19 protein-coding genes are annotated in these 21920 nt (G+C 61.8%); 8 read left to right on the top strand and 11 right to left on the bottom strand.

From position 1 onward, the window contains the following. The first annotated feature begins 49 nt into the window (after window positions 1-49). From AC2444_RS17055 to AC2444_RS17080, 6 genes are all read left to right on the top strand, one after another. Window positions 50-1036 (top strand): ABC transporter permease, encoded by a 987-nt coding sequence (locus AC2444_RS17055; protein WP_011653237.1) that lies wholly within the window; start codon window positions 50-52, stop codon window positions 1034-1036. 10 nt (window positions 1037-1046) lie between these two features. Continuing rightward, window positions 1047-2237, top strand: coding sequence for an ABC transporter permease (locus AC2444_RS17060; RefSeq protein ID WP_012758738.1), 1191 nt, complete (start codon window positions 1047-1049; stop codon window positions 2235-2237). A gap of 10 nt (window positions 2238-2247) precedes the next feature. Next, the gene (locus AC2444_RS17065) at window positions 2248-3975 is read left to right on the top strand and encodes an ABC transporter ATP-binding protein (protein ID WP_012758739.1); all 1728 of its coding nucleotides are present in this window, start codon (window positions 2248-2250) and stop codon (window positions 3973-3975) included. A gap of 10 nt (window positions 3976-3985) precedes the next feature. Further along, window positions 3986-4780, top strand: coding sequence for a 2-oxo-tetronate isomerase (gene otnI, locus AC2444_RS17070; protein ID WP_012758740.1), 795 nt, complete (start codon window positions 3986-3988; stop codon window positions 4778-4780). Continuing rightward, the gene (locus AC2444_RS17075; RefSeq protein WP_012758741.1) at window positions 4777-5652 is read left to right on the top strand and encodes a 2-hydroxy-3-oxopropionate reductase; all 876 of its coding nucleotides are present in this window, start codon (window positions 4777-4779) and stop codon (window positions 5650-5652) included. The genes otnI and AC2444_RS17075 overlap by 4 nt, the downstream gene beginning before the upstream one ends. A 108-nt stretch (window positions 5653-5760) precedes the next feature. Beyond that, complete coding sequence (locus tag AC2444_RS17080) at window positions 5761-7860, top strand: beta-galactosidase (RefSeq protein ID WP_012758742.1); 2100 nt, start codon at window positions 5761-5763, stop codon at window positions 7858-7860. 3 nt (window positions 7861-7863) lie between these two features. Here AC2444_RS17080 and AC2444_RS17085 read toward each other — a convergent pair whose 3' ends face one another. The 6 genes from AC2444_RS17085 to AC2444_RS17110 are packed head-to-tail and all read right to left on the bottom strand — an operon-like array spanning window position 7864 to window position 13513. Further along, window positions 7864-8604, bottom strand: coding sequence for an ABC transporter ATP-binding protein (locus tag AC2444_RS17085; protein WP_012758743.1), 741 nt, complete (start codon window positions 8602-8604; stop codon window positions 7864-7866). Next, window positions 8601-9425, bottom strand: coding sequence for an ATP-binding cassette domain-containing protein (locus tag AC2444_RS17090; RefSeq protein WP_012758744.1), 825 nt, complete (start codon window positions 9423-9425; stop codon window positions 8601-8603). Before AC2444_RS17090 ends, AC2444_RS17085 begins: the two co-directional genes overlap by 4 nt. After that, the gene (locus AC2444_RS17095; protein ID WP_012758745.1) at window positions 9418-10275 is read right to left on the bottom strand and encodes an ABC transporter permease; all 858 of its coding nucleotides are present in this window, start codon (window positions 10273-10275) and stop codon (window positions 9418-9420) included. The genes AC2444_RS17090 and AC2444_RS17095 overlap by 8 nt, the downstream gene beginning before the upstream one ends. Further along, a complete protein-coding gene (locus tag AC2444_RS17100; RefSeq protein ID WP_012758746.1) occupies window positions 10272-11354 on the bottom strand; it encodes an ABC transporter permease in 1083 nt (360 codons plus the stop codon). Before AC2444_RS17100 ends, AC2444_RS17095 begins: the two co-directional genes overlap by 4 nt. Then, window positions 11355-12941, bottom strand: coding sequence for an ABC transporter substrate-binding protein (locus tag AC2444_RS17105; RefSeq protein ID WP_128438268.1), 1587 nt, complete (start codon window positions 12939-12941; stop codon window positions 11355-11357). Window positions 12942-12970: 29 nt separating this feature from the next. Continuing rightward, entirely contained in the window at window positions 12971-13513 is a 543-nt protein-coding gene (locus AC2444_RS17110; protein ID WP_012758747.1) for a carboxymuconolactone decarboxylase family protein, read from the bottom strand. Between the two features lie 266 nt (window positions 13514-13779). On the opposite strand from AC2444_RS17110, the gene AC2444_RS17115 reads away from it, so the two are divergent. Then, window positions 13780-14253, top strand: coding sequence for a cupin domain-containing protein (locus AC2444_RS17115; protein ID WP_003542461.1), 474 nt, complete (start codon window positions 13780-13782; stop codon window positions 14251-14253). Between the two features lie 86 nt (window positions 14254-14339). On the opposite strand, the gene AC2444_RS17120 is transcribed toward AC2444_RS17115, so the two are convergent. The 5 genes from AC2444_RS17120 to AC2444_RS17140 form a co-directional block, all read right to left on the bottom strand. Continuing rightward, the gene (locus tag AC2444_RS17120; protein WP_012758748.1) at window positions 14340-15449 is read right to left on the bottom strand and encodes a sn-glycerol-3-phosphate import ATP-binding protein UgpC; all 1110 of its coding nucleotides are present in this window, start codon (window positions 15447-15449) and stop codon (window positions 14340-14342) included. Between the two features lie 12 nt (window positions 15450-15461). Next, window positions 15462-16376, bottom strand: a complete 915-nt coding sequence (locus tag AC2444_RS17125; protein WP_012758749.1) for an ABC transporter permease subunit — start codon at window positions 16374-16376, stop codon at window positions 15462-15464. Window positions 16377-16386: 10 nt separating this feature from the next. Then, window positions 16387-17271, bottom strand: a complete 885-nt coding sequence (locus AC2444_RS17130) for a carbohydrate ABC transporter permease (RefSeq protein WP_012758750.1) — start codon at window positions 17269-17271, stop codon at window positions 16387-16389. A 222-nt stretch (window positions 17272-17493) separates the two neighbouring features. Continuing rightward, window positions 17494-18849 (bottom strand): extracellular solute-binding protein, encoded by a 1356-nt coding sequence (locus tag AC2444_RS17135; protein WP_012758751.1) that lies wholly within the window; start codon window positions 18847-18849, stop codon window positions 17494-17496. Between the two features lie 360 nt (window positions 18850-19209). Continuing rightward, window positions 19210-20415 (bottom strand): ROK family transcriptional regulator, encoded by a 1206-nt coding sequence (locus AC2444_RS17140; protein WP_012758752.1) that lies wholly within the window; start codon window positions 20413-20415, stop codon window positions 19210-19212. A gap of 223 nt (window positions 20416-20638) precedes the next feature. On the opposite strand from AC2444_RS17140, the gene AC2444_RS17145 reads away from it, so the two are divergent. Further along, a complete protein-coding gene (locus AC2444_RS17145) occupies window positions 20639-21877 on the top strand; it encodes an extracellular solute-binding protein (protein ID WP_012758753.1) in 1239 nt (412 codons plus the stop codon). Window positions 21878-21920: the final 43 nt, after the last annotated feature.

Below are 21920 nucleotides of genomic sequence, written 5' to 3' on the forward strand. Positions count from 1 at the left end.
TCCGGGGGAAGCGCGTCACAGCGTTCCCGACGGGAGGAGAAACGTTTCGATGCTTGGCTATATCTTCAAGCGCGTGCTCTACATGATCCCGACCTTGTTTGGCATGTCGCTGATCTCGTTCCTGATCATCCAGCTGCCGCCGGGTGACTATCTGACCTCGATGATCGCCACCATGAGCGACAGCGGCCAGACCGTCGATCCCGCGCAGATCGAGCGGCTGAAGGAAATCTACGGCTTCGACGACCCCTTCTATGTCCAATATCTGAAATGGATCTGGGGCATCGTCAGCCGCGGCGACTTCGGCTACTCCTTCGAGTGGGGCCAGCCCGTCTCCGGGCTGATCTGGGCGCGCATGGGCTCGACGCTGGTGATCTCGCTCTTGAGCCTGCTCTTCGTCTGGATCGTGGCTTTGCCGATCGGCATCTATTCGGCCGTCCGCCGCCACTCCATCGGCGATCACGTTTTCACCTTTCTCGGCTTCATCGGCCTTGCCGTGCCGAACTTCATCCTGGCGCTGACGCTGATGTACGTCGCCTATAAATATCTCGGCCAGAGCGTCGGCGGGCTGATCTCGCCTGAGTATGCCGAGGCGCCCTGGAGCCTCGCCAAGGTCGGCGATTTCCTCGCCCATCTCTGGATCCCGATCATCATCATCGGCGCATCCGGAACGGCAGCGATGATCCGCATCCTGCGCGCCAACCTGACCGACGAGCTGCACAAGCCCTATGTCGTCACCGCCCGCGCCAAGGGACTGCCGGAATACAAGGTGATCCTCAAATATCCGGTCAGAATCGCGCTCAATCCCTTCGTCTCGGCGATCGGCTGGGTGCTGCCGCATCTCGTCTCCGGCGTGACCATCACCGCCATCGTGTTGAATCTTCCGACCGCAGGTCCGCTGCTTTTCCGCGCGCTGATCTCGCAGGACATGTATCTCGCCGGCAGTTTCATCCTGCTTTTGAGCGCGCTGACCCTTGTCGGCATGCTGCTGTCGGATCTGCTGCTGGCGCTGCTCGATCCGCGCATCCGATTCAATTGAGGGGAATGCGATGAGCACGCACGAAACCTTCGGAGCCCATGCTGGTCCGCTTCACACCGTTGCCGATGGTCCCTCGATCAGCCCGCTGAAACAGGGCAAGACCGTCTCGACCGCCGCGATCGGCCCCTGGCGGCTGGTCGCCGGCAAACTGGTTCGCCAGAAGGTGGCGATGGTGGCCGGCGCCATCATCCTCTTCCTCTATCTGGTCGGCCTCTTCGCCGAATTCCTGGCGCCGGCTTTGCCGATGACCTCGCGGCCGCAATATACCTATGCCCCGCCGCAGGGCTTCAGCTTCTTCGTCGAGAAACCGGACGGCAGCTCGGAGTTCAATTTCCACGTGAAGGGCTACAAGGTCGAGATCGACAAGGTGGCGCTGCGCCGCACCTTCGTCGTCGACGACACCAAGGTCGTCCCGATCGGCTTCTTCGTCAAAGGCGCGGCCTACGATCTCTGGGGCCTGATCCCGATGAACCGCCACCTGATCGGCCCCCTCAACCAGAACGATCCGATGTACCTGCTCGGCGCCGACCGGCTCGGTCGCGACGTCTTCTCGCGGCTCGTCTACGGAACCCGCGTATCCATGTCGATCGGCCTCGTCGGCGTCGCCATGTCGCTGATCCTCGGTGTCGTGCTCGGCTCGATCTCCGGCTTCTACGGCGGCTGGGTCGATACGCTGATCCAGCGTGTCATCGAGGTCGTCAGCGCCATGCCGACCATCCCGCTGTGGCTCGGCCTGGCGGCGGCGATCCCGCTGACATGGTCGCCGGTCAATGTCTATTTCGTCATAACGATCATCGTCTCGCTGCTCGGCTGGACCAGCCTGGCGCGGGAGGTGCGCGGCCGGTTCCTGGCACTGCGCAGCGAGGATTTCGTCGTCGCCGCCCGGCTCGACGGATCGAGCGAAGCGCGGCTGATCTTCCGCCACATCCTGCCGTCGCTGACGAGCCATATCCTTGCGGTCGTGACGCTGGCCGTGCCGACGATGATTGTCGCCGAGACCTCGCTGTCCTTCCTCGGCATCGGTCTCAAGCCGCCGGTCGTTAGCTGGGGCGTGCTGCTGCAGGACGCCCAGAACATCCGCACCGTCGCAACCGCGCCGTGGCTCCTGATCTGGCCGTCGCTCGCAGTCGTCGTCGCCGTCCTGTCCTTCAATTTCTTCGGCGACGGCCTGCGCGATGCCGCCGACCCTTACGACAATTGAGGAGGAAACCATGACCGATCTTTCAGACGACGTCGTTCTCTCCGTCGAAAACCTCTCGATCGATTTCAGGCTGCGCACCCACATCCTGCACGCCGTCGAAAATGTCAGCTTCGAGCTGAAGCGTGGCCAGACGCTCTGCCTCGTCGGCGAAAGCGGCTCCGGCAAGAGCGTCACCGCCCGCTCACTGCTGCAGATCGTCGACAGCCCCGGCAGCATCGTTTCCGGCCGCATCCTGCTCAGCAATGGCGACGAGGTCACCGGGGGTAACGGGGTCATCGATATCGCCGCCCTGAAGCCGTCCGACCGGGCGATGCGCGCCATACGCGGCCGCCGCATCGGCCTGATCTTCCAGGAGCCGATGAGCTCGCTGTCGCCGGTTCACACCATCGGTTCGCAGATCATCGAGGCGGTGCGCCTGCACAGCAATCTCGATCATCGTGCCGCCCGCGAAAGGACCGTCGAACTGCTGCGCCAGGTCGAGATCCCGAACCCGGACAAGATGGCCGACCGCTACACCTTCGAATTCTCTGGCGGCATGCGCCAGCGCGCCATGATCGCCATGGCGCTTGCCGGCAATCCCGACATTCTCATCGCCGACGAACCGACGACGGCGCTCGACGTCACCACTCAGGCCGAAATCCTTGACCTGATCAAGCGCTTGCAGGTCGAACGCGGGATGGCCATGCTGCTCATCACCCATGACATGGGGATCGTCGCAGAAGTGGCCGATGATGTTGCCGTCATGCGCTTCGGCCGCATCGTCGAGCACGGACCGGTGGATGCGATTTACCATGCCGCCGAGCATCCCTATACCCGCCAACTGCTGGCCTCGACGGTCAAGCTGACCCACCATGTCGAAGGGCGGCTGCCGGCCGTGGCGCTGTCGCCGGATGCGCCGCAGCCGATCCTGTCCGTCCGCAACCTTGGCAAGATCTACGGTTGGCACGGCAAGGCCAATACGCTGCGCGCCGTCGACGACGCCAGCTTCGATCTTTATCCCGGCGAAAACCTCGGCATCGTCGGCGAAAGCGGCTCCGGCAAGACGACGCTCGGCCGGCTCATCCTGCGCACCGTCGAGCCGACATCGGGCAGCATCAGCTATCGCGGCAAGGACGGTAGCGAGATCGACGTCACGAAACTCACCAAGCGCGAACTCCGCACCTTCCACCGCGAAGTCCGCCTGGTCTTCCAGGATCCTTTCGCCTCGCTCAATCCGCGCATGACCGTCAAGGAGGTGATCGGCGATCCGCTTGTTGTCTACGGTCTGGCCAAGGGCAAGGCGCTGGAGGACCGCGTCGCCGAACTGATGCGCCTGGTCGGCCTCGATCCGATGGGCATGGAGCGTTATCCGCATGCCTTCTCCGGCGGCCAGCGCCAGCGCATCGGCATCGCCCGCGCCCTTGCACTCGATCCGCGCATCATCATCGCCGACGAGGCAACGTCGGCACTCGACGTCTCGATCCGCAGCCAGATCCTCGACCTGTTGCTCGATATTCGTCAACGGTTGAACCTGAGCTTTATCTTCATCTCGCACGACATTTCGGTCGTGCGTTATTTCTGCGATCGCGTCGCCGTCATGCATCGCGGCAAAATCGTCGAACTCGGCGAGGCCGAACAGATCTGCACCGCTCCCAAAGAGGCCTATACGAAGAGCCTCATCTCCGCCGTTCCCAATCCCGACCCTCGCGACAAGCGCATGCTGCACCGGCATCGTTTCGTCGCGCCTGCCAATATTTAAGGACGATCCCGTGCCGAAATTTTCCGCAAACCTTTCCTTCCTCTACCAGGACCTGCCCTTTCTCGACCGCTTCACGGCAGCCGCAGAGGACGGCTTCGGCGCCCTCGAATATCTCGGCCCCTATGCCGAACCCAAGGAGAAGGTCGCCGAGGCGCTGGAGGCGAGCGGCCTGAAACAGGCGCTCTTCAACGTGCCATCAGGCGACTGGGCCGGCGGCGAGCGTGGCATCGCCTGCCTGCCGGACCGCGTAGAGGAGTTCCGCAACGGGATCGCGCAGGCGCTCGATTATGCCGCAGCGCTCGATTGCCGGCAGGTGAATGTCATCTCCGGGCTGGTGCCGAAGGGTGCAGACCTTCAAACGCTGGAAACGGTGCTGGTCGACAATCTGAAATATGCAGCAAAGCGTTGTGCCGACGTCGGCGTCAAGCTGCTGGTCGAGCCGATCAACCTGCGCGATATTCCCGGCTTCTTCCTGTCGACCACAGCTGATGCCGAACGCATTCTCGACCGGGTCGGCTCGGACAATCTCTACATCCAGTATGATTTCTACCACATGCAGATCATGCAGGGCGACCTGATCCCCACCTTCATCCGGCTGAAGGAGAAGATTGCCCATGTCCAGATCGCTGACAATCCCGGCCGGGGCGAACCCGGCACCGGTGAGATCAACTACGGTTTCATCCTCTCCGAGCTCGATCGCCTCGGCTACGACGGCTGGGTGGGCTGCGAGTACAAGCCGAAATCCGGCACCAGCGAAGGCCTCGGCTGGATGAAACCCTATCTGAAGTCAGCGAGGACAGCATGAACATCGGATTTATCGGACTGGGCGTCATGGGCCGCCCGATGGCGGAACACCTGATCGACGCCGGCCACACGCTGCATCTGAGCCGCGTGAAGGAAACCTCGCAGCATCTTGTCGACAAGGGCTGCAAAGCCGCAACAAGCGCCAGGGCGGTGGCGCACGCTTCCGACATCGTCATCCTGATGCTGCCGGATACACCAGATGTCGAGGCGGTTCTGTTCGGCGAAGACGGCGTCGCCGCCGGCCTTTCCCAGGGCAAGCTGGTTATCGACATGAGCTCGATCTCGCCGGTCGCCACCAAGACTTTCGCCAAACGCATCGAGGCGCTCGGCTGTGATTATCTCGATGCCCCGGTTTCCGGCGGTGAGGTCGGCGCCAAGGCCGCCACGCTGACGATCATGGTTGGCGGCAAGGAGCAGGTTTTCGAGCGCGCCAAGCCGCTTTTCGAAAAGATGGGTAAGAACATCACCCATCTCGGCGGTAGCGGCGACGGCCAGACGGCGAAGGTCGCCAACCAGATCATCGTCGGTCTGACGATCGAGGCGGTTGCCGAAGCGCTGCTGTTTGCCAAGCGTGCCGGCGCCGATCCGGCCAAGGTGCGCACCGCGCTGATGGGCGGCTTTGCCTCCTCGCGCATCCTCGAAGTGCATGGCGAGCGCATGGTCAAGGAGACCTTCGAGCCCGGCTTCCGCATCCGCTTGCACCGCAAGGACATGACGCTTGCCGTCGATGCCGCCCGCGCACTCGATCTGTCGCTGCCGAACACGGCCGCCACGCAGCAGCTGATGAATGCCGCCATCGCCAATGGCGACGGCGAACGCGACCATTCCGCCCTCATCCGCACTCTGGAACTCCTCGCCGGAGGGCCGCGCTAGATCAACGCTTTTTAGAACAACCGGACGACATCTTCGATTGCCGACTGCCGGAGCCTTCTTTCCGGACGGCGAAGCCATGTCCGGTCATCGATAGAGAAGGACAGGAAAATGCTCAACAAAGATATCCAGCTGCCCTACGGCGCCGTCTATTTCCGCAAGTCCAACCCGCCCCGCGAAGATTGGGAACGCGACTACGCCACCGCCGGGCAGGACGGCCTCAACATCTTCCGCCACTGGTTCATGTGGAGCGCGATCGAAACCGCCCCCGGCGTCTACGATTGGGAGGAATACGACCGTCAGATGGACCTTGCCGCTGCAAACGGCATCAAGACCGTCATCGCCGAATTGATCCATGCCGTGCCGGACTGGGCAGTGCGCAAATATGCTCATGCGCTGCAGGTCAATGCCGACGGCACCAAACTCGGTTCCTATATGGGCGTCTCGTCGGCGACCGGCGGCTTCTCCAACAATGGTGGCGGCGCCGGCGCCCTGACGCTGAACTGCCCCGAAGTGAAGGAAGCCGCCGGCAAGTTCTTGACCGCGCTCGCCACCCGCTACAAGGATCATCCGGCGATCTATGGCTATGACGTCTGGAACGAGTGCAACTATTCCGCCGATGTCGACTACAGCCCCTATGCCAAATCAGCCTTTCGCAAATGGCTGGAGAAGAAGTACGGCAGCCTGAAGATCCTGGCGAAAGCCTGGTACCGCTACAGCTTTGCCGAATGGGACGATATCGAGCCGCCGGTGCACATGGCGCCCTACCCCGAATGCATCGATTGGCTGCAGTTCAAGCGCGACAATTTCTACGACCAGATGCAATGGCGCATCGACACCATCCGCGCCGTCGACCAGAAGAACACCATCGTTGCCCACGGCATATCCGGCGCAATTCCCAACATGGCGGCCAACGGCTGCGACGACTGGCTCGCCGCATCCAAGGTCGAGGTTTACGGCTTCACCTGGATCCAGGCCCGCAAGGGGTCGGAAGCCTGGAAGAACTGGTACGGCGTCGACATCAACCGTGCCGCCGCCCGCGGCAAACCGTTCTGGCATGCCGAACGCCAGGGCGGGCCGCTCTGGCTGCAGCCGCAGGTGATCGGCCGCGACAAGGAAGACGGCCGCGTCGCCGAGCCCGAGGACATCCGTCTCTGGAGCATGACCTCGCTTGCCGGCGGCGCCCGCGGCGTGATCAATCTGCGCTGGCGCCCGCTGCTCGACGGTCCGCTCTTCGGCGCCTTCGGCTCCTACGGCATGGACGGCTCGCGCACGCCGCGCTCCGACATGGCAAGCGCCATGGCGAAATGGGCAAACGACAAGGCGCAAAGTGCCCTCTGGGAGGCAAAGCCGGTGCGCGGCGAAGTCGGCATCCTTGTCGTTCGCGAAACCCAGGAGTTCGATTACCTCCTGAACCACGACCGCAAGGAGAAACCCTATCCCGAAGCCATGTGGGGGGCGTATCGGGCCTTCCTCGAAAATGGCGTGCAGCCGGACTGGGTGCATATCGACGACATCGCGGCCTATGATTTCCTCTATTTCCCCTACCCGATCATGTTCACATCAGAACAGGCAAAGAGCCTGAAAGCCTGGGTCGAAAACGGCGGCACGCTGATTGCCGAAGCATGCCCCGGCTATTTCGGCGATCGTGGTCAGGTCGGCACCGTCCAGCCGAACATGGGCCTCGACGAGATCTTCGGCGCGCGCGAGGAGGAAGTCGAATTCATGCCCGATGTCGGCGACCGCATCCATTTCGATCTGGACGGCGCGGCGGTCGACGGTGGCGGCTTCCTGCAATCTTATCGGCTGACCGGCGGAACGGGACGCGGCCACTTCACCGACGGCCGTCTTGCCGTCGTCGAATATACCTACGGCAAGGGCCGCACGCTGCTGATCGGCACCAATCCCTCCGTTGCCTATTACCGCACACAGGGAAAGGCGAACGGCGCATTCTTTGCCGAACTGCTGAGATGGAGTGGAAAGAAGCGGCATGTGACGCTGTCGAACACCGCCCTCTTCGCTCGCGTCCACGAGGGGGAAAAGGGCAGCTTCCTCTGGCTCGTCAATCCGACGAGAACGGCGCAGAAGACCGAAGTGACACTCGCCCGGGGGGCACTTGCGCAGGACAAGGCGACCTGGCCCATCGACTATGTCAGTAACGGCGGCATCGTCGTGCCGCCACGCGACGTGCTGATCCTGCCGCTTGGCTGAAACTCAGCGAAGGCTTGACTGCTCGACCCAGCCGTTTCCAGACAGCGCGGCGCGGTCGAGCAGGCTTTCGATGCCGCCCGCCTGCATGGTGACGGCACGGTCGCACATATGGGCGACGACGCCGGGGTCGTGGCTGACCAGCACGAAGGTCATGCCATGTGCAGCCTTCAGATCGTTGAGCAGATTGAGAATTTCCGCCTGCACCGAGACGTCCAGCGCCGAAGTCGGCTCGTCGAGCAACAACAGCTTCGGCTTCAGCAGCAGCGCCCGCGCGATGGCAACACGCTGGCGCTGGCCGCCGGAAAGCTGATGCGGGTAGCGGCCGGCGATCGCAGCCGAGAGGCCGACCTGATCGAGCGCGATACGCACCGCCTCCTCGACGCCGGCAATGCCGCGCAGCGACAACGGCTCGCCCAGGATACGCGAGATGCGATGGCGCGGATGCAGCGAGGAATAGGGATCCTGGAACACCATCTGGATATTGCCGCGCAGCGCGCCGGTAATCTTCCGGCCCGGATGCAGCGGCTCGCCGAACACGCTGATGGCACCCTGCCAGCCGATATTCAATCCGGCAACGGCGCGCAACACCGTCGTCTTGCCGCAGCCGGAAGGGCCGATCAGCCCGAAGGTCTCGCCTGATGCAACTGTGAAGCTCACATCGCGAACGGCGGTGAAGCCTTTGCCGCCGCCCTGGCCATGGCCATGGAAAGTGACGGAAAGATTGTCCAGGGAAAGCGCGGTCATGGCTCTTCTCCATAGACTGGCAGATGCGTGCCGTAGGTGGCGGCCGAAGGCCGTGCTGCCCAGAGCGCCCTGGTATAGGCCGATTTCGCATTGGCGAGATCGGCGGATGCCATCTCCTCCTCGATCCTGCCCCGCCGCATCACCATCACCCGGTCGGCATAACGCGAAACCTGCTGCAGATCGTGGCTGATCAGCAGCAGCCCCATGCCGAGCTCTTCCGTCAGCGAGCGCAGCAACGTCAGGATCTGGTCCTGCAGCCCGCGATCGAGCGCCGAAGTCGGTTCGTCGGCGATCAAAAGCTTCGGGCGGTTGATCAGCATGGCGGCGATCATCGCACGCTGCCCCATGCCGCCGGAAAGCGCTGCGGGATAACTCGAATAGACCCGCTTCGGATCGGGCAGTCCGACCTTGTCAAGCATGTCGAGAGCGCGGTCGCGCCGCTCGCCAACCGAGAGCCGGGCATGCAGCAGCAATGCCTCCTCGACCTGCCGGCCGATCCGATGCGCCGGATTCAACGAATATTTCGGATCCTGCAGGATGAGGCCGATGCCGGCGCCGCGCAGCCTGTTCCAGCCGGAGGGCGAAAGTGCTGTGAGATCCTGCCCGTCGAACTCCAGCCGCCTTGCCCGGATATCCGCCTGGCGCGGCAGCAGGCCCATGATCGCGCGGCCGGTCATCGACTTGCCGGAACCGGATTCGCCGACGAGCGCCACCACCTCGCGGCCGATGGCAAAGGAGATGCCGTCGACGACGCGGAGAAGGCCGGCCTCGGAGGGAAAGGAAATTGTCAGATCCTCGACGGAAAGAAGCGGCTCAGTCATGGCGTGGATCCAGGATATCGCGCAGCCCGTCGGCAAGCAGGTTGAAAGCGAATGACGTGATGAAGATTGCAAGACCCGGCACCGCCGCCACCCACCATTGATCGAAGATCACCTGCGTTCCTTCCGAAACCATAGATCCCCATTCCGCCGTTGGCGGACGCACGCCGAGGCCAAGAAAGCCGAGGCCGGCGGCAGCGAGGATGATGCCAGAGAGATCGAGCGCCAGCCGGATGATGGCGGATGGCAGCACCAACGGCAGGATATGCCCCCAGAGCAGCCGGACACCCTTGATACCGACCATTTCGGCGACGGCAAGATAATCGCTGCGCCGCAGGGCCGCTGTCTCGACGCGGGCCTGCCGGGCATAGGCGGGCCAGCTTGTCAGCGCCAGCGCCAGCGCGCCGTTGATCAGGCCCGGTCCCATGATGGCGACGAAGGCAAAGGCGAGCAACAGGCGCGGGAAGGACATGACGATATCGGTGACGCGCATCAACAGGCGTTCGGTCAGCCCGCCGAAGAAACCGGCGAGAATGCCGACGACGATGCCGAGCGGCGCCATCAGCAGAACGACGACAAGCACCAGCAGCAGGGTCGGCCGCGCGCCATAGATCAGCCGCGACAGTATATCCCGGCCAAAGGCATCGGTGCCGAACCAATGCGCCGAGGTCGGCGGCATCAACCGGTTGGCGGTTTCCTGCAGGTTGGGGTCGTAAGGGGCGATTACTGGCGCAAGAAGTGCGGCAAGCAGGATGACGGCAACGACGACAAGACCGGCTGCCGCCGAGGGTGAGCGCAGCATGCGCTTGAGGAAGGACGGCCCGCCGACCGGAGCATGCACGATCACGCTCATCGCCGCCTCCCCGCATCGAGGCGCGAGACGCCGAGATCGGTCAGCGCATTGAGCAGCACGAAGGACGCGCCGACGACGAGTGTGGCGCCGAGGATCGCTGGCATGTCGCCGGCAAACATCGCCGTCGTGAGGTAACGGCCGATGCCCGGCCAGGCAAAGACGGTCTCGGTCAGCACCGCGCCTTCGAGCAGGCTCGCATAGGAAAGCGCGATCACGGTCAGCAGCGTACCCGCTATATTGGGCATGATGTGGATGAAGGTAATACGGCTAAGGCTGGCGCCCTTGGCACGGGCCGTCGTCACATATTCCTGTCCGAGCTCGGTGAGGATCGCCGCCCGCGTCAGCCGCGAGATCGCGGCAAGCGCATGGAAGGCGAGCACGATCGCCGGCAGCGCCAGATGCGCCAACGCGTCCCTGAAGGCACCTGTCTTGCCGGACATCCATGTATCGATCAGCGCAAAGCCGGAGATCGGCTTGACCGTGTACTGAAAGACGACGTCCGCCCGGCCAGGCCCTGGTGCCCAGTGCAGGCGGGCATAGAAGAGTAGAAGCATCAGCAGCCCGAGCCAGAAGATCGGCACGGAATAACCGAACAGCGACACGAAGCGGGCAGCGCTATCCACCCATGTGCCCTGCCGCATGGCGGCCGCAATACCGAGCGCAAGGCCGATGGCAGCACCAAGGATGATCGCCGCGGTCGCAAGCTCAATCGTCGCCGGAAAGGTGCGGGCGATATCTTTCGCCACCGGCTGGCCTGTCGAGATCGACTGGCCGAAATTGCCGGAGAGTGCCGTTTCGAGATAACGCAGGAACTGCACCGGCAGCGGCTGATCGAGCCCGAGTTCGACACGCGCAGCCTCGTAGGTCGACTGGCTCGCGTGATCGCCGACGAGCTGCAGCGCTGGATCGATCGGCGACAGCCGCGTCATGGTGAAGGTGACGAGCGCCAGGCCGAACAGAGTCAGCGCAAAGGACCAGAGCCACTTGAGAAGTGGCCGGACGAAAGACAACTCCCGCCAGCGTCTGCTCTGGCGGGAGTCGTTGGTGTCGGCAGTCAAAGGTGTTGCCGTCTGCGGCACTTATTTCTCAACCTTGTCGTAATAGACCTGATCGGCGTTCAGGCCCTGGGCGTAGTTCTTCACCTTGTCGCTTAGCACGACCTGGTCATTGCCCTGAAGCATGAAAACGAAGGGCGAGCTTGCCTGGATCTTCTTCTGCAGGTCCTGATAGAGCGAAACGCGCTTGGCGGCATCCTGCTCCTTAACGGCGGCAAGCGTCTCGTCGGTCAGCTCCGGGATCACCCAGCCGGCATATTTGGCGGCCGTGTTGGTGGAGTTGTCGCGGTTGATCGCAAAGGCGCTGGCATTGGAATGCGGATCAAAATAATCCGGGATCCAGTAGCGCAGCGTCATCTCGAACTTGCCGGAACGGCCGCGGGCATAGATGTCGCTCGCAACACCCGGCTGGATGTCGAGATCGATGCCTGCCTGGGCGAAGGTCGACTGCAGCGACTGCGCGATTGACAGGAACGGCTGGTCGTTGAAGACGATGAATTCAACCTTGAACGGCGTCTTGATGCCGGCGTCGGCGAGGATCTTCTTCGCCTTCTCGACGTCGAGCTTGAACGGATTGTCCGTCAGCGCGCCGGGGAAGCCGACCGGCAGGAAGGCCTGGTGCACATTGCTCTGGCCACGCAGCAGGTTCTTGGTAATGCCGTCGTAATCGACGAGGTAACGCGCCGCTTCCCAGAAGGCCGGCTTGCCGAGCGTCTCGTTCGCCTTGCTGTTGAGCAGGATATAATCGGTGCGGGCAGACGGGACCGAGAGGACCTTGATGCCGCTCTTGCCCTTCAACGCATCGATCTGGTCGGCCGAGAGGCCGCGTGCGATATCGGCATCGCCTTGCTCGACGAGCAGGCGGCGGGCGCCGACATCGGGCACATTGCGGATGATGACGCTTTCGAGCTTCGGCTTGTCGGAGGAATTCGCATTCGCCTGCAGCACGAGCGCTTCGTGCGGCGTGTAGGTGGCGATCGTATAGGCACCGCTGCCGGCCGAATTGACCTTCAGCCAGGCATTGCCGAAATCATTGTCCTTGGCTTCCGCGGCGACTGTCTTCTCGTCGACGACGGAAGCGATCGGCGCCGTCAGCAGCGACAGCGCGAAGCCCGAACCGACATCGGCGCTCCAGGTGAGCTTCACATGCGTGTCGTCGACCTTCGTGACGGCAGTATCGACATTGTCGGCCGTCCAGCCGAGTTCGTTGAGGATGAAGGCCGGCGACTTGTTGAGCTTCACGGCGCGAGTCAGCGAGAAGACCACGTCTTCGGGACGCACCGGATTGCCGGAAGAAAACTTGGCGTCAGTGAGCGCGAAGGTCAGGCTCTTGCCATCGCTGCCCGCTTCCCAGGAAGCAGCGAGCGCCGGCTCGATCTTGGTGCCATCCTCGCGGTTCGACTGGACGAGTCGCTGATAGAGATTGTTGAAGGACTGCACGGTGGTGAGCTCGAATCCTTCGGCCGGGTCGAAACTGACGGCGTCGTCGATCGACTGCGCAACGACGAGAACATTGGCCGGCGTCTCGGCCTGTGTGGCGGTTGCGCCTAAAACCAGCGCAAGACCGAAAACGGTCCCGAGCAGGCGCGAGCGCTTGGTGATGATAGACATGATGGACTCCCTCAAATGATCTTTGAAATTCAGGATGCGGATGAACTGTTGCCTTCGGCAAAAGCTTCAAGCTCGGGGTCGAAATCGACCTCGACGACATTGTTGAAGACGGCGGTGGCAAGCATGATGCCGGCAAAGGCGACGAGATCGACGAGCACCTTGGTTTCGTAGCGCTGTTTCAGCTTCGCCCAGATTTCGGCGGGAACGGCGTTGGAATCGGTAACGATCGCCTTACCGAAAGCGTCCAGCAGCGCCTCCTCTTCGGAAAGCTCCAGCGCGTCAGGATCGAAACCCTTGTTGATCAGCGCCCGGCGAAAGAAGGTGATGGCGATCTTCGATTTCGCCGCCTTCGAGATCGCATGCGAGAAGATCCAGATTTCCCGGTCGCTGATGGCGGGATCGAGCTCGGCGCGCAGCGTGAACCATTCGGCATAGATGTGGTGAGCGGCCGGCGAGTGCAGTAGCGTCCGCTTCATGTTGGTCATGCGCCCGCGCAGCCTGACTTCCTCGTCATGCGCCGCACGAACCTCTTCCGAGGCGGTGTCGTAATCGATCTGCGGGAGGTGGCTCATCGGCTCGGCTCTTTCGTTGTGCAAAGAAGCTATCGAGGTGCCGACATATTGTGCAGTCCAACTTCGTCTAGCTTTTCCGACTTTCGACAAAAACTATTCCGCCTGGGGCGACCAGCCGGCATGTTCGTGCCAATCAGATATATCAGCATCCGGCAGTCATCGAGAACGCTTGCAGGCGCACTCATGAAACCCCGGGCAGCCGTGAATCCACTTGGCCGCTGCTCGACGCCCGCCTAGACTGCTCAGATCGAAGGTGGAGGCAAGGCATGGGCGACGACCACGAGCATCATCACGTCGACTGGCGGGAACATGGCGTCAAGGTCATTCCCGGCAATTCGCTCGATCCGAACACCGCGCAGACGCCAGGCATGAACCGCGCGACCGCGATCAACAATGCGCGCGCCGGGGCCGAGAAGATCTGGGCCGGCACGGTGACGATCCATGCCAACGCCAAGACCGGCGCCCATCATCACGGCGATCTCGAAAGCATCATCTACGTGGTCAAGGGCAAGGCCCGCATGCGCTGGGGCGAGCATCTGGAGTATACCGCGGAGGCCGGCCCCGGCGACTTCATCTATGTTCCGCCCTATGTGCCGCATCAGGAGATCAACGCCAGCCGCGACGAGACGCTGGAATGCGTGCTCGTCCGATCAGGTCAGGAACCGGTCGTCGTCAACCTCGACATCGAGCCGGTCGAAAAGCCGGAAGACGTCGCTTGGATCGACCCGATCCACCGTTAGAGCAATTCACCGTCGAGCAAGCGGCTGACATCCTCAGCCGCCGAACGCTCTGCCAAGATCATAGCAAAGGAACGTCGCAGACCGCTTTAGGCGTGGACGACGCCTGCGCTGTTCATAACAGGCTTCTCGATGATCCGGCCGGTATCGGCGGCATAGAGGTGGATCTGGTCGTAATCGATCGCGATGCCGATCGGATCGCCCGACTTCACCTTCACGGCCTCAGTCAGCGCCACGGCAAAGGGTAGCCCGTCGAAATCGGCGTGGACGATGCGGCTTGCGCCGAGCTCTTCGATGAAATCGGTCGTTGCTACCAAGGCGCCTGGCGCATCCGGGGCCACCAGCCGGGCGGCCTCAGCACGCATGCCGAGCACGACGCGTTTGCCTTTCAGCGGTGCGGCGCGCTCGCGTGGCAGCGCCACCATGCGGCTCTGATCGTAGACGAAGACGCCCTCGTCATTGATCGTGCCCTCGAGCAGGTTCATCGCCGGCGTGCCGACGAAGCCCGCAACGAAGCGCGAGACCGGATGATGATAGACCTCTTCGGGCGTGCCGACCTGCTCCACCCTGCCGCCGTTCATTACCACCAGCCGATCGGCCAGCGTCATCGCCTCGGTCTGGTCATGCGTGACGAAGATCGAAGTGGCCCCGAGGCGGCGGTGCAGGCGGCGGATTTCAGCGCGCATGGCAATGCGCAGCTTGGCGTCAAGGTTCGACAGCGGTTCGTCGAAGAGAAACACCTTCGGCTCGCGAATCATCGCCCGGCCCATGGCGACGCGCTGGCGCTGACCGCCGGAAAGAGCGGCCGGCCGGCGTTCGAGGAAGGGTTCGAGGCTGAGCGCCTTGGCGACCTCGCCGATGCGCCGGCTCCGCTCTGCCTTCGAGACACCGGCCACCTTCAATGCGTAGCCGATATTCTCGGCAACGCTCATATGCGGATAAAGCGCATAGTTCTGGAACACCATGGCACAGCCGCGCTCGCGCGGCTCCAGCTGGTTGACGACGCGGCCGTCAATGGCGATTTCACCACCGGTGATTTCCTCGAGGCCGGCGATCATGCGCAGCAGCGTGGACTTGCCGCAGCCGGATGGGCCGAGGATGACGATGAACTCGCCCGACTGGATGTCGAGATCGACGCCGTGAACGACGGGGGTCTTGCCGTAGTTTTTCTTCACGCCACGAATGGAGATCGGTGCCAAGGGAATACTCCTTCACTTCTCGGTGGAGATAAGGCCGCGTACGAACCAGCGCTGCATCAGAATGACGAGGATCAATGGCGGCGACATGATGATCAGGGTTCCGGCCATGGCGACGTTCCAGTCGGGCAGACCGAATTCGGACGGGATGAGGGTCTTGAGCTGCGTCACGGCGATGCCGAAATTCGGATCGGTGGTGATCAGCAGCGGCCAGAGATACTGGTTCCAGGCCCAGACGAACATGATGGTGAAGAGCGCGATCATATTTGGGCGAGAGAGCGGCAGAAGAATGTCCCAGAAGAACCGGACCGGGCCTGATCCGTCCATCTTCGAGGCCTCGGCAAGCTCGTCCGGAACCGTCAGGTAGAACTGCCGGTAGAGGAAGGTACCGGTCGCGGTTGCGACCAGCGGCAAAACGAGACCGGGATAGGAATTCAGCAGACCCCATTCGAGCTTGATCTGCATGCCGGTGATCTGCGCAACGAGCCAGCTTATGCCGGTGACGTCGAGGATCGTCTGGAAAGGCTGCAGGGCGTTGGCCGCGATCGAATAGGTCGGCACGATGCGGACTTCCAGCGGCAGCATCAGCGTGATGAAGATGATCCAGAAAATCACATACCGGCCACGGAAGCGGAAGTAGACGATCGAGAAGGCTGCCATGGAAGACAGCATGACCTTGCCGGCGCCGACGGTTGCGGCGAAGATGATGCTGTGGAATAGCTTGTTGCCGAGATCGGCGCGAACCCAGGCGGTCTCAGCGTTTTCCCAGAAATGCGAGCCCGGCGTCAGCGGCAGCGGCACGCGATTGACCGTCTCCAGATCAAGCGTCGACGCGATGATGACGATGGCGAAAGGCAAAAGCGCGATCACCATACCGAGCGCGAGAAGGCTATAGCAGATGAAGTTGAATATCGGCGTGCGTTCGATCATGTCCGCGACCTCACTTGTAGTGCACCCGCCGCTCGATGAAGCGGAACTGGAAGATGGTGAGTAGGACAACCAGCACCATCAGGATGATGGACTGCGCTGCGGCGCCCGAATAGTCGAGACCTCTGAAGCCGTCGAAATAGATCTTGTAGACCATGAGCTCGGTGGCACGCGCCGGGCCGCCCTGCGTCATGATGTCGACGATACCGAAGGAATCCTGGAAGCTCTCGGTGATGTTGATGACGAGCAGGAAGAACAGCGTCGGCGTCAGCAGGGGCAGCTGGATATCCCAGATACGGCGCATCGGTCCCGAACCGTCCATTGCGGCGGCCTCGATCAGCGAGCGCGGAATGCCTTGCAGCGCCGAGAGGAAGAAGATGAAGTTGTAGCCGATATATTTCCAGGAGAAGGCGACAATGACGGCGATCATCGCGTCCTTGCCGTCGAGTGCGGGGTTCCAGAGGCCGGGCCAGACGTGGTTGATAACCGACAGAAGGCCGGCCTCCGGCGCCAGGATGAAGCGGAAGGCGAGGCCGAGAGCGGGAGCGGCAATTGCATAAGGCCAGATGAAGACTGACCGATAGACTTTGTGGCCGCGCAGCTCCCGATCCGTCAAAAGCGCCAGGATCAGCGCCAGCCCCATGGCAATGGCCGTCGAGCTGAAGCCGAAGATCATGCTGCGGGTGATCGAGTCCCAATAAACAGGATCGGTGAGCAGCTGTCTGAAATTGTCGAAACCGACCCAGGCATTACCGCCGCCCCATGGCTGCTCGAGCGTGAACGCCCAATAGAGCGCCTGCGCACTCGGCCAGTAGAAGAAGACGAAGATCAGCAACAGCATCGGAAATGCGAAGAGCAGTCCGATCGTCGTCGAGGAGAAAGTGACGCGCTTTTCCATGAGTGGTCGTTTTCGTCCTGGTTTGGTTTAAAGCATGTCGCGCAGCAGTTTTGCTGTAGCGACATGCGTCAAAATATAGATCTAAAGCGCGAGGAGCGAACCGGAAAGATTGCGACGCGCTTTAGGCGTGCGCGGCGAGGCCGCATCCGCGACAATTTGAGACTTACAAAGACGCACCCGGCGCGCAAAACGCGGGCCGGGTGCGGCTCATTATCCAAGCGATCAGGGGAGCTGAACGTTCTTGTAGGTCTGCTGGAAGCGACGGAGCAGCGTATTGCCGCGTTCGGCAGCACTGTCGAGCGAAGCCTGGACATCGGCATTGTTAACGAAGATTGCCTGCAGACCATTGGCGATTTCGGTGCGGACCTGCAGCAGGCCACCGAGGCGGATGCCCTGCGGAGCCGCATCGCCAGCCGGAGAAGCGGTCAGGCTCTGAATGGCGAGTTCGCGGCCGGCATAAGGCGCCTTGCCGTAGAAGCCCTGCTTATTCAGATATTCGAAACCGGAGTTGCGAACCGGGATGTAGCCGGTAACGGTCGACCAGGTAAGAGCTTCTTCCGGCTTTGCGATGAAGTTGAAGAAGGCAGCGGCAGCCTTGTATTCGGCGTCGGAGTGACCCTGCAGAACCCAGAGCGAAGCGCCGCCGACGTAAGAGCTGTGACGGGCTGCGTCGCCGTAGGTCGGGAGCATGGCAACGTCCCAGTTCATGCCTTGCTTGGCGGTGCGGCCGACATTGCCGTGGTCGCCGACCGAGGTCAGGATGACCTGGCAATCGCCGGCGGCAAAGGCTTCGACGAAGGTCTGGCCGACAGCCTTGTTCTTGATGACGACAAGCTTGTCGTCGTACCAGGACTTGAGATCCTTGACGTAGCTGACGAGAAGCGGGTTCTTGTTGAACACCAGCTCGGCGTCCAGACCTTCAAAGCCGTTCTTCTTCGTGGCGATCGCTTCGCCGTTGACGGCTTCGAACTGCTCGATGTACTGCCAGACTTCATTGTTGGAGATGTCAAAGCCGAGTGGGCAAGCATAGCCTGCATCCTTCAGAGCCTTGAGGTCCTCGCCTGCTTCCTTCCAGGTTGCCGGAGCATGATCCTTGCCGATCTTGGCGAAGGCGTCCTTGTTCCAGTAGAGAAGAGCGGTCGAGGAGTTGAAGGGGAAGGAGTACATCTCGCCCTTCGATGTCGCGTAATAGCCGGAGATACCGGAGAAATAGTCCTTCCAGTCGACGGTATAGCCCATGTCGGTCATCAGCTTGTTTGCCGGGTAGTAGGCGCCGGAGAGCATGATGTCGAGGGTGCCGGCGTCGGAGACCTGGGCGATGGTCGGCTGCTTGCCGGCGCGGAAGGCGGCGATGGTGTTCTGCAGGGAGGCGTCATAGCTGCCCTGGCTGGTGCAGACGACTTCGTAGTCGGCCTGCGACTGGTTGAAGCGATCGCACTGCTCCTGGACACGCTTTGCGATGTCCCCGGAATTGCCGAACCAGAAGTCGATCTTGGTCTTATCGGCGGCGGCAGCGGGACCAGCAAGAAACGCTGTAGCGAGAAGGGCGCCAACGGCGCCGAGAAGCTTGGCTTGCATGAGAACCTCGAACGTAAAAGGACGCGCACTTTCAGCGCACGCCCTATTAGCTGGTTGAAATTGCCGCCGCCAATGAATATTACATGACATGAAATGTTCCAATTCCAGTTGTCACAAAGCAGTCATACAATCATTATTCGTAACATTTCGGGAAATATTTAAAGAACTTTTGTATAGATTTCAAATCTATTTGAAATACTATATATCTACATTAAAATAAACGCAATTTTAGAACGCGTTTAATGTTCAATTATATTGGAAAGAAGCGCCTTTATTCGCGCGCCCAGCTGGAACGAAACTTGCAAAACAGCCGCATTTTGCCCTTACACTGCTGTGCAACGCCCGGTTTCAGCCTCCAAATCAAAGGGAATCCTTCAAAATTGCAGCAAAACGCGGATCGAACGCACGGCTGATCGGTCCGGCCGCAGCGCCAAGCGCCACCGACCAGGGATCGGCCATGCCGGACTGCAGGCGCGGCAGCGTCCGGCCACTACGTTCGGCGATCGAGGGCAGCAATGGGCCGATTGCCGCAATCAACCTGTTCACCAGCGCTTCCGGCGCGCTGCCGCAGAGGATGACGGTCTGCGGATCGAACAGCGTCTCGATGAGATGGATGCTCCAGCGCAGGTCCACAGCGGCCGCCTCAACCCAGGCGTCGATGCTTTGATCGCCTCTCAAGGCAAGATCGTTGATACGTGCGTGGAGATGAGGGTCGGCGGGATCGACCGATAGATGCTGATAGAGCGAGGCGAGCGAGGCGCGATGTTCGAGCGGCGTCGATTTGCCGTCGGCAAACAGCAGCGCCATGCCGATCTCGCCGGCATTGCCGTTGGTGCCGCGGTAGAGTTCGCCGTTCAGAATGAGGCCGGCGCCGATGCCATAGCCGACGAAGAGGCAGACGGCGTGGTCGAGGCCGTGGGCAACTCCCACCATGCGCTCGGCGGTCGCCGCCGCCGCCGCATCGTTCTGCAGGCCGACATCGAGCCCGGTGCCGGCGGTCAGCGTTTCCAACAACGGAAATTTCTGCCAGGCCTCCATCATCCAAGGATCGTCACCGCTGCCGGCAACCCCGAAAGGCCCAGGCATGGCGGCGCCGAGGCCAACCAGCCGCTTTTCCGACTGCTGGACGACCCCGGCAAGCTTTGAGCGTATGCCGGCGACGAGGTCGAGGATGACCTTCGTCCCATTCGACGGACCTCCAGGTGGTAGCCCGGCCTCATCACGCACGAGAACACTGCCGACGAGATCGACGGCGACCGCCCGCGTCACATGCCGGTCGATCTGCAGGCCGATCGCAAAGGCGCCCTCGGGCACTAGGCCATAGGGTGTCGAGGGCTGGCCCCTGCCCCTTCTCACCGCCTCCTGCGAACTGACGAGACCGTCGCGCTCGAGTTCCTCGATGATATTGGACACCGTCTGCTTGGTCAGCCGCGTCGCCCGCGCCAGATCGGCGCGTGAAAGCGCGCCGTTGATCCTCAGGGCATCGATCATCACGCGCCGGTTATGTGCGCTGGTGCCTTCGTGATTGGTGCCGCTCTTGGCCCGGATCGGGCGGCTGTCATTCATGTGCAATTCCCTCTTGACTCCAATAGAATGTTGAAGAAGTAATAAGTCAATACACTTGACTTAATGAGGAACCGGAGAGTTCCAGGGAACGCAGGAGGCGGGCAACGGCTCCAACGACGCTCCGAGACGACGAACCGGCACGCTTTCCGCGCGTGCTTGCTCGAACACCGATGGCGGAGAACCGCCCTCGGCAATGCGTAAATGTCAAAAACTGGAGGCTGCAATGCTGAAATCCCTTAACAAGACGCTTCTCGGTGCGGCATTGATCGGCGCATCCCTTGCGCCGCATGCTTTCGCCGAAACGACGCTGAACGCGCTTTTCATGGCCCAGGCCGCCTATAGCGAGGCCGATGTGCGCGCCATGACCGACGCCTTCGCCAAGGCGAACCCCGATATCAAGGTCAATCTCGAATTCGTTCCCTATGAAGGCCTGCACGACAAGACGGTGCTGGCGCAGGGTTCCGGCGGCGGTTACGACGTTGTCCTCTTCGACGTCATCTGGCCGGCAGAATACGCCAGCAACAAGGTGCTGGTCGACGTCTCCTCTCGCGTCACCGACGAGATGAAGAAAGGTGTGCTGCCGGGAGCCTGGACCACCGTGCAATATGATAGCAAATATTACGGCATGCCGTGGATCCTCGACACCAAATACCTGTTCTACAACAAGGAGATCCTCGAAAAGGCCGGCATCAAGACTCCGCCCAAGACCTGGGACGAGCTGACCGAACAGGCAAAGACCATCAAGGACAAGGGCCTGCTCGCCACGCCGATCGCCTGGAGCTGGTCGCAGGCCGAAGCCGCGATCTGCGATTACACCACGCTCGTCAGCGCCTATGGCGGCGATTTCCTGAAGGACGGCAAGCCGGCCTTCCAGACCGGCGGTGGCCTCGATGCACTGAAATACATGGTCTCCAGCTATTCCTCGGGCCTCACCAATCCGAACTCCAAGGAATTCCTCGAAGAGGACGTCCGTAAGGTCTTCGAAAACGGCGATGCCGCCTTCGCGCTGAACTGGACCTACATGTACAACATGGCCAACGATCCGAAGGACAGCAAGGTCGCAGGCAAGGTCGGCGTCGTGCCGGCGCCGGGTGTTGCCGGCAAAAGCGAGGCTTCGGCCGTCAACGGCTCGATGGGCCTCGGCATCACCTCGGCCAGCAAGCATCCTGATGAGGCCTGGAAATACATCACCTTCATGACCTCGCAGGCGACGCAGAATGCCTATGCCAAGCTCAGCTTGCCGATCTGGGCGTCCTCCTATGAGGACCCTGATGTCACCAAGGGTCAGGAAGAATTGATCTCCGCCGCCAAGATCGGCCTTGCCGCGATGTATCCGCGTCCGACGACGCCGAAATATCAGGAGCTCTCGACCGCGCTGCAACAGGCGATCCAGGAATCGCTGCTCGGCCAGTCCTCTCCCGAAGATGCGCTGAAGTCGGCGGCCGACAATAGCGGCCTCTGATTAAGCCATGAAACCCCGGGCGGCGCCCGCCGTCGCCCGGTCT

Source organism: Rhizobium sp. WSM1328 (assembly GCF_057653715.1).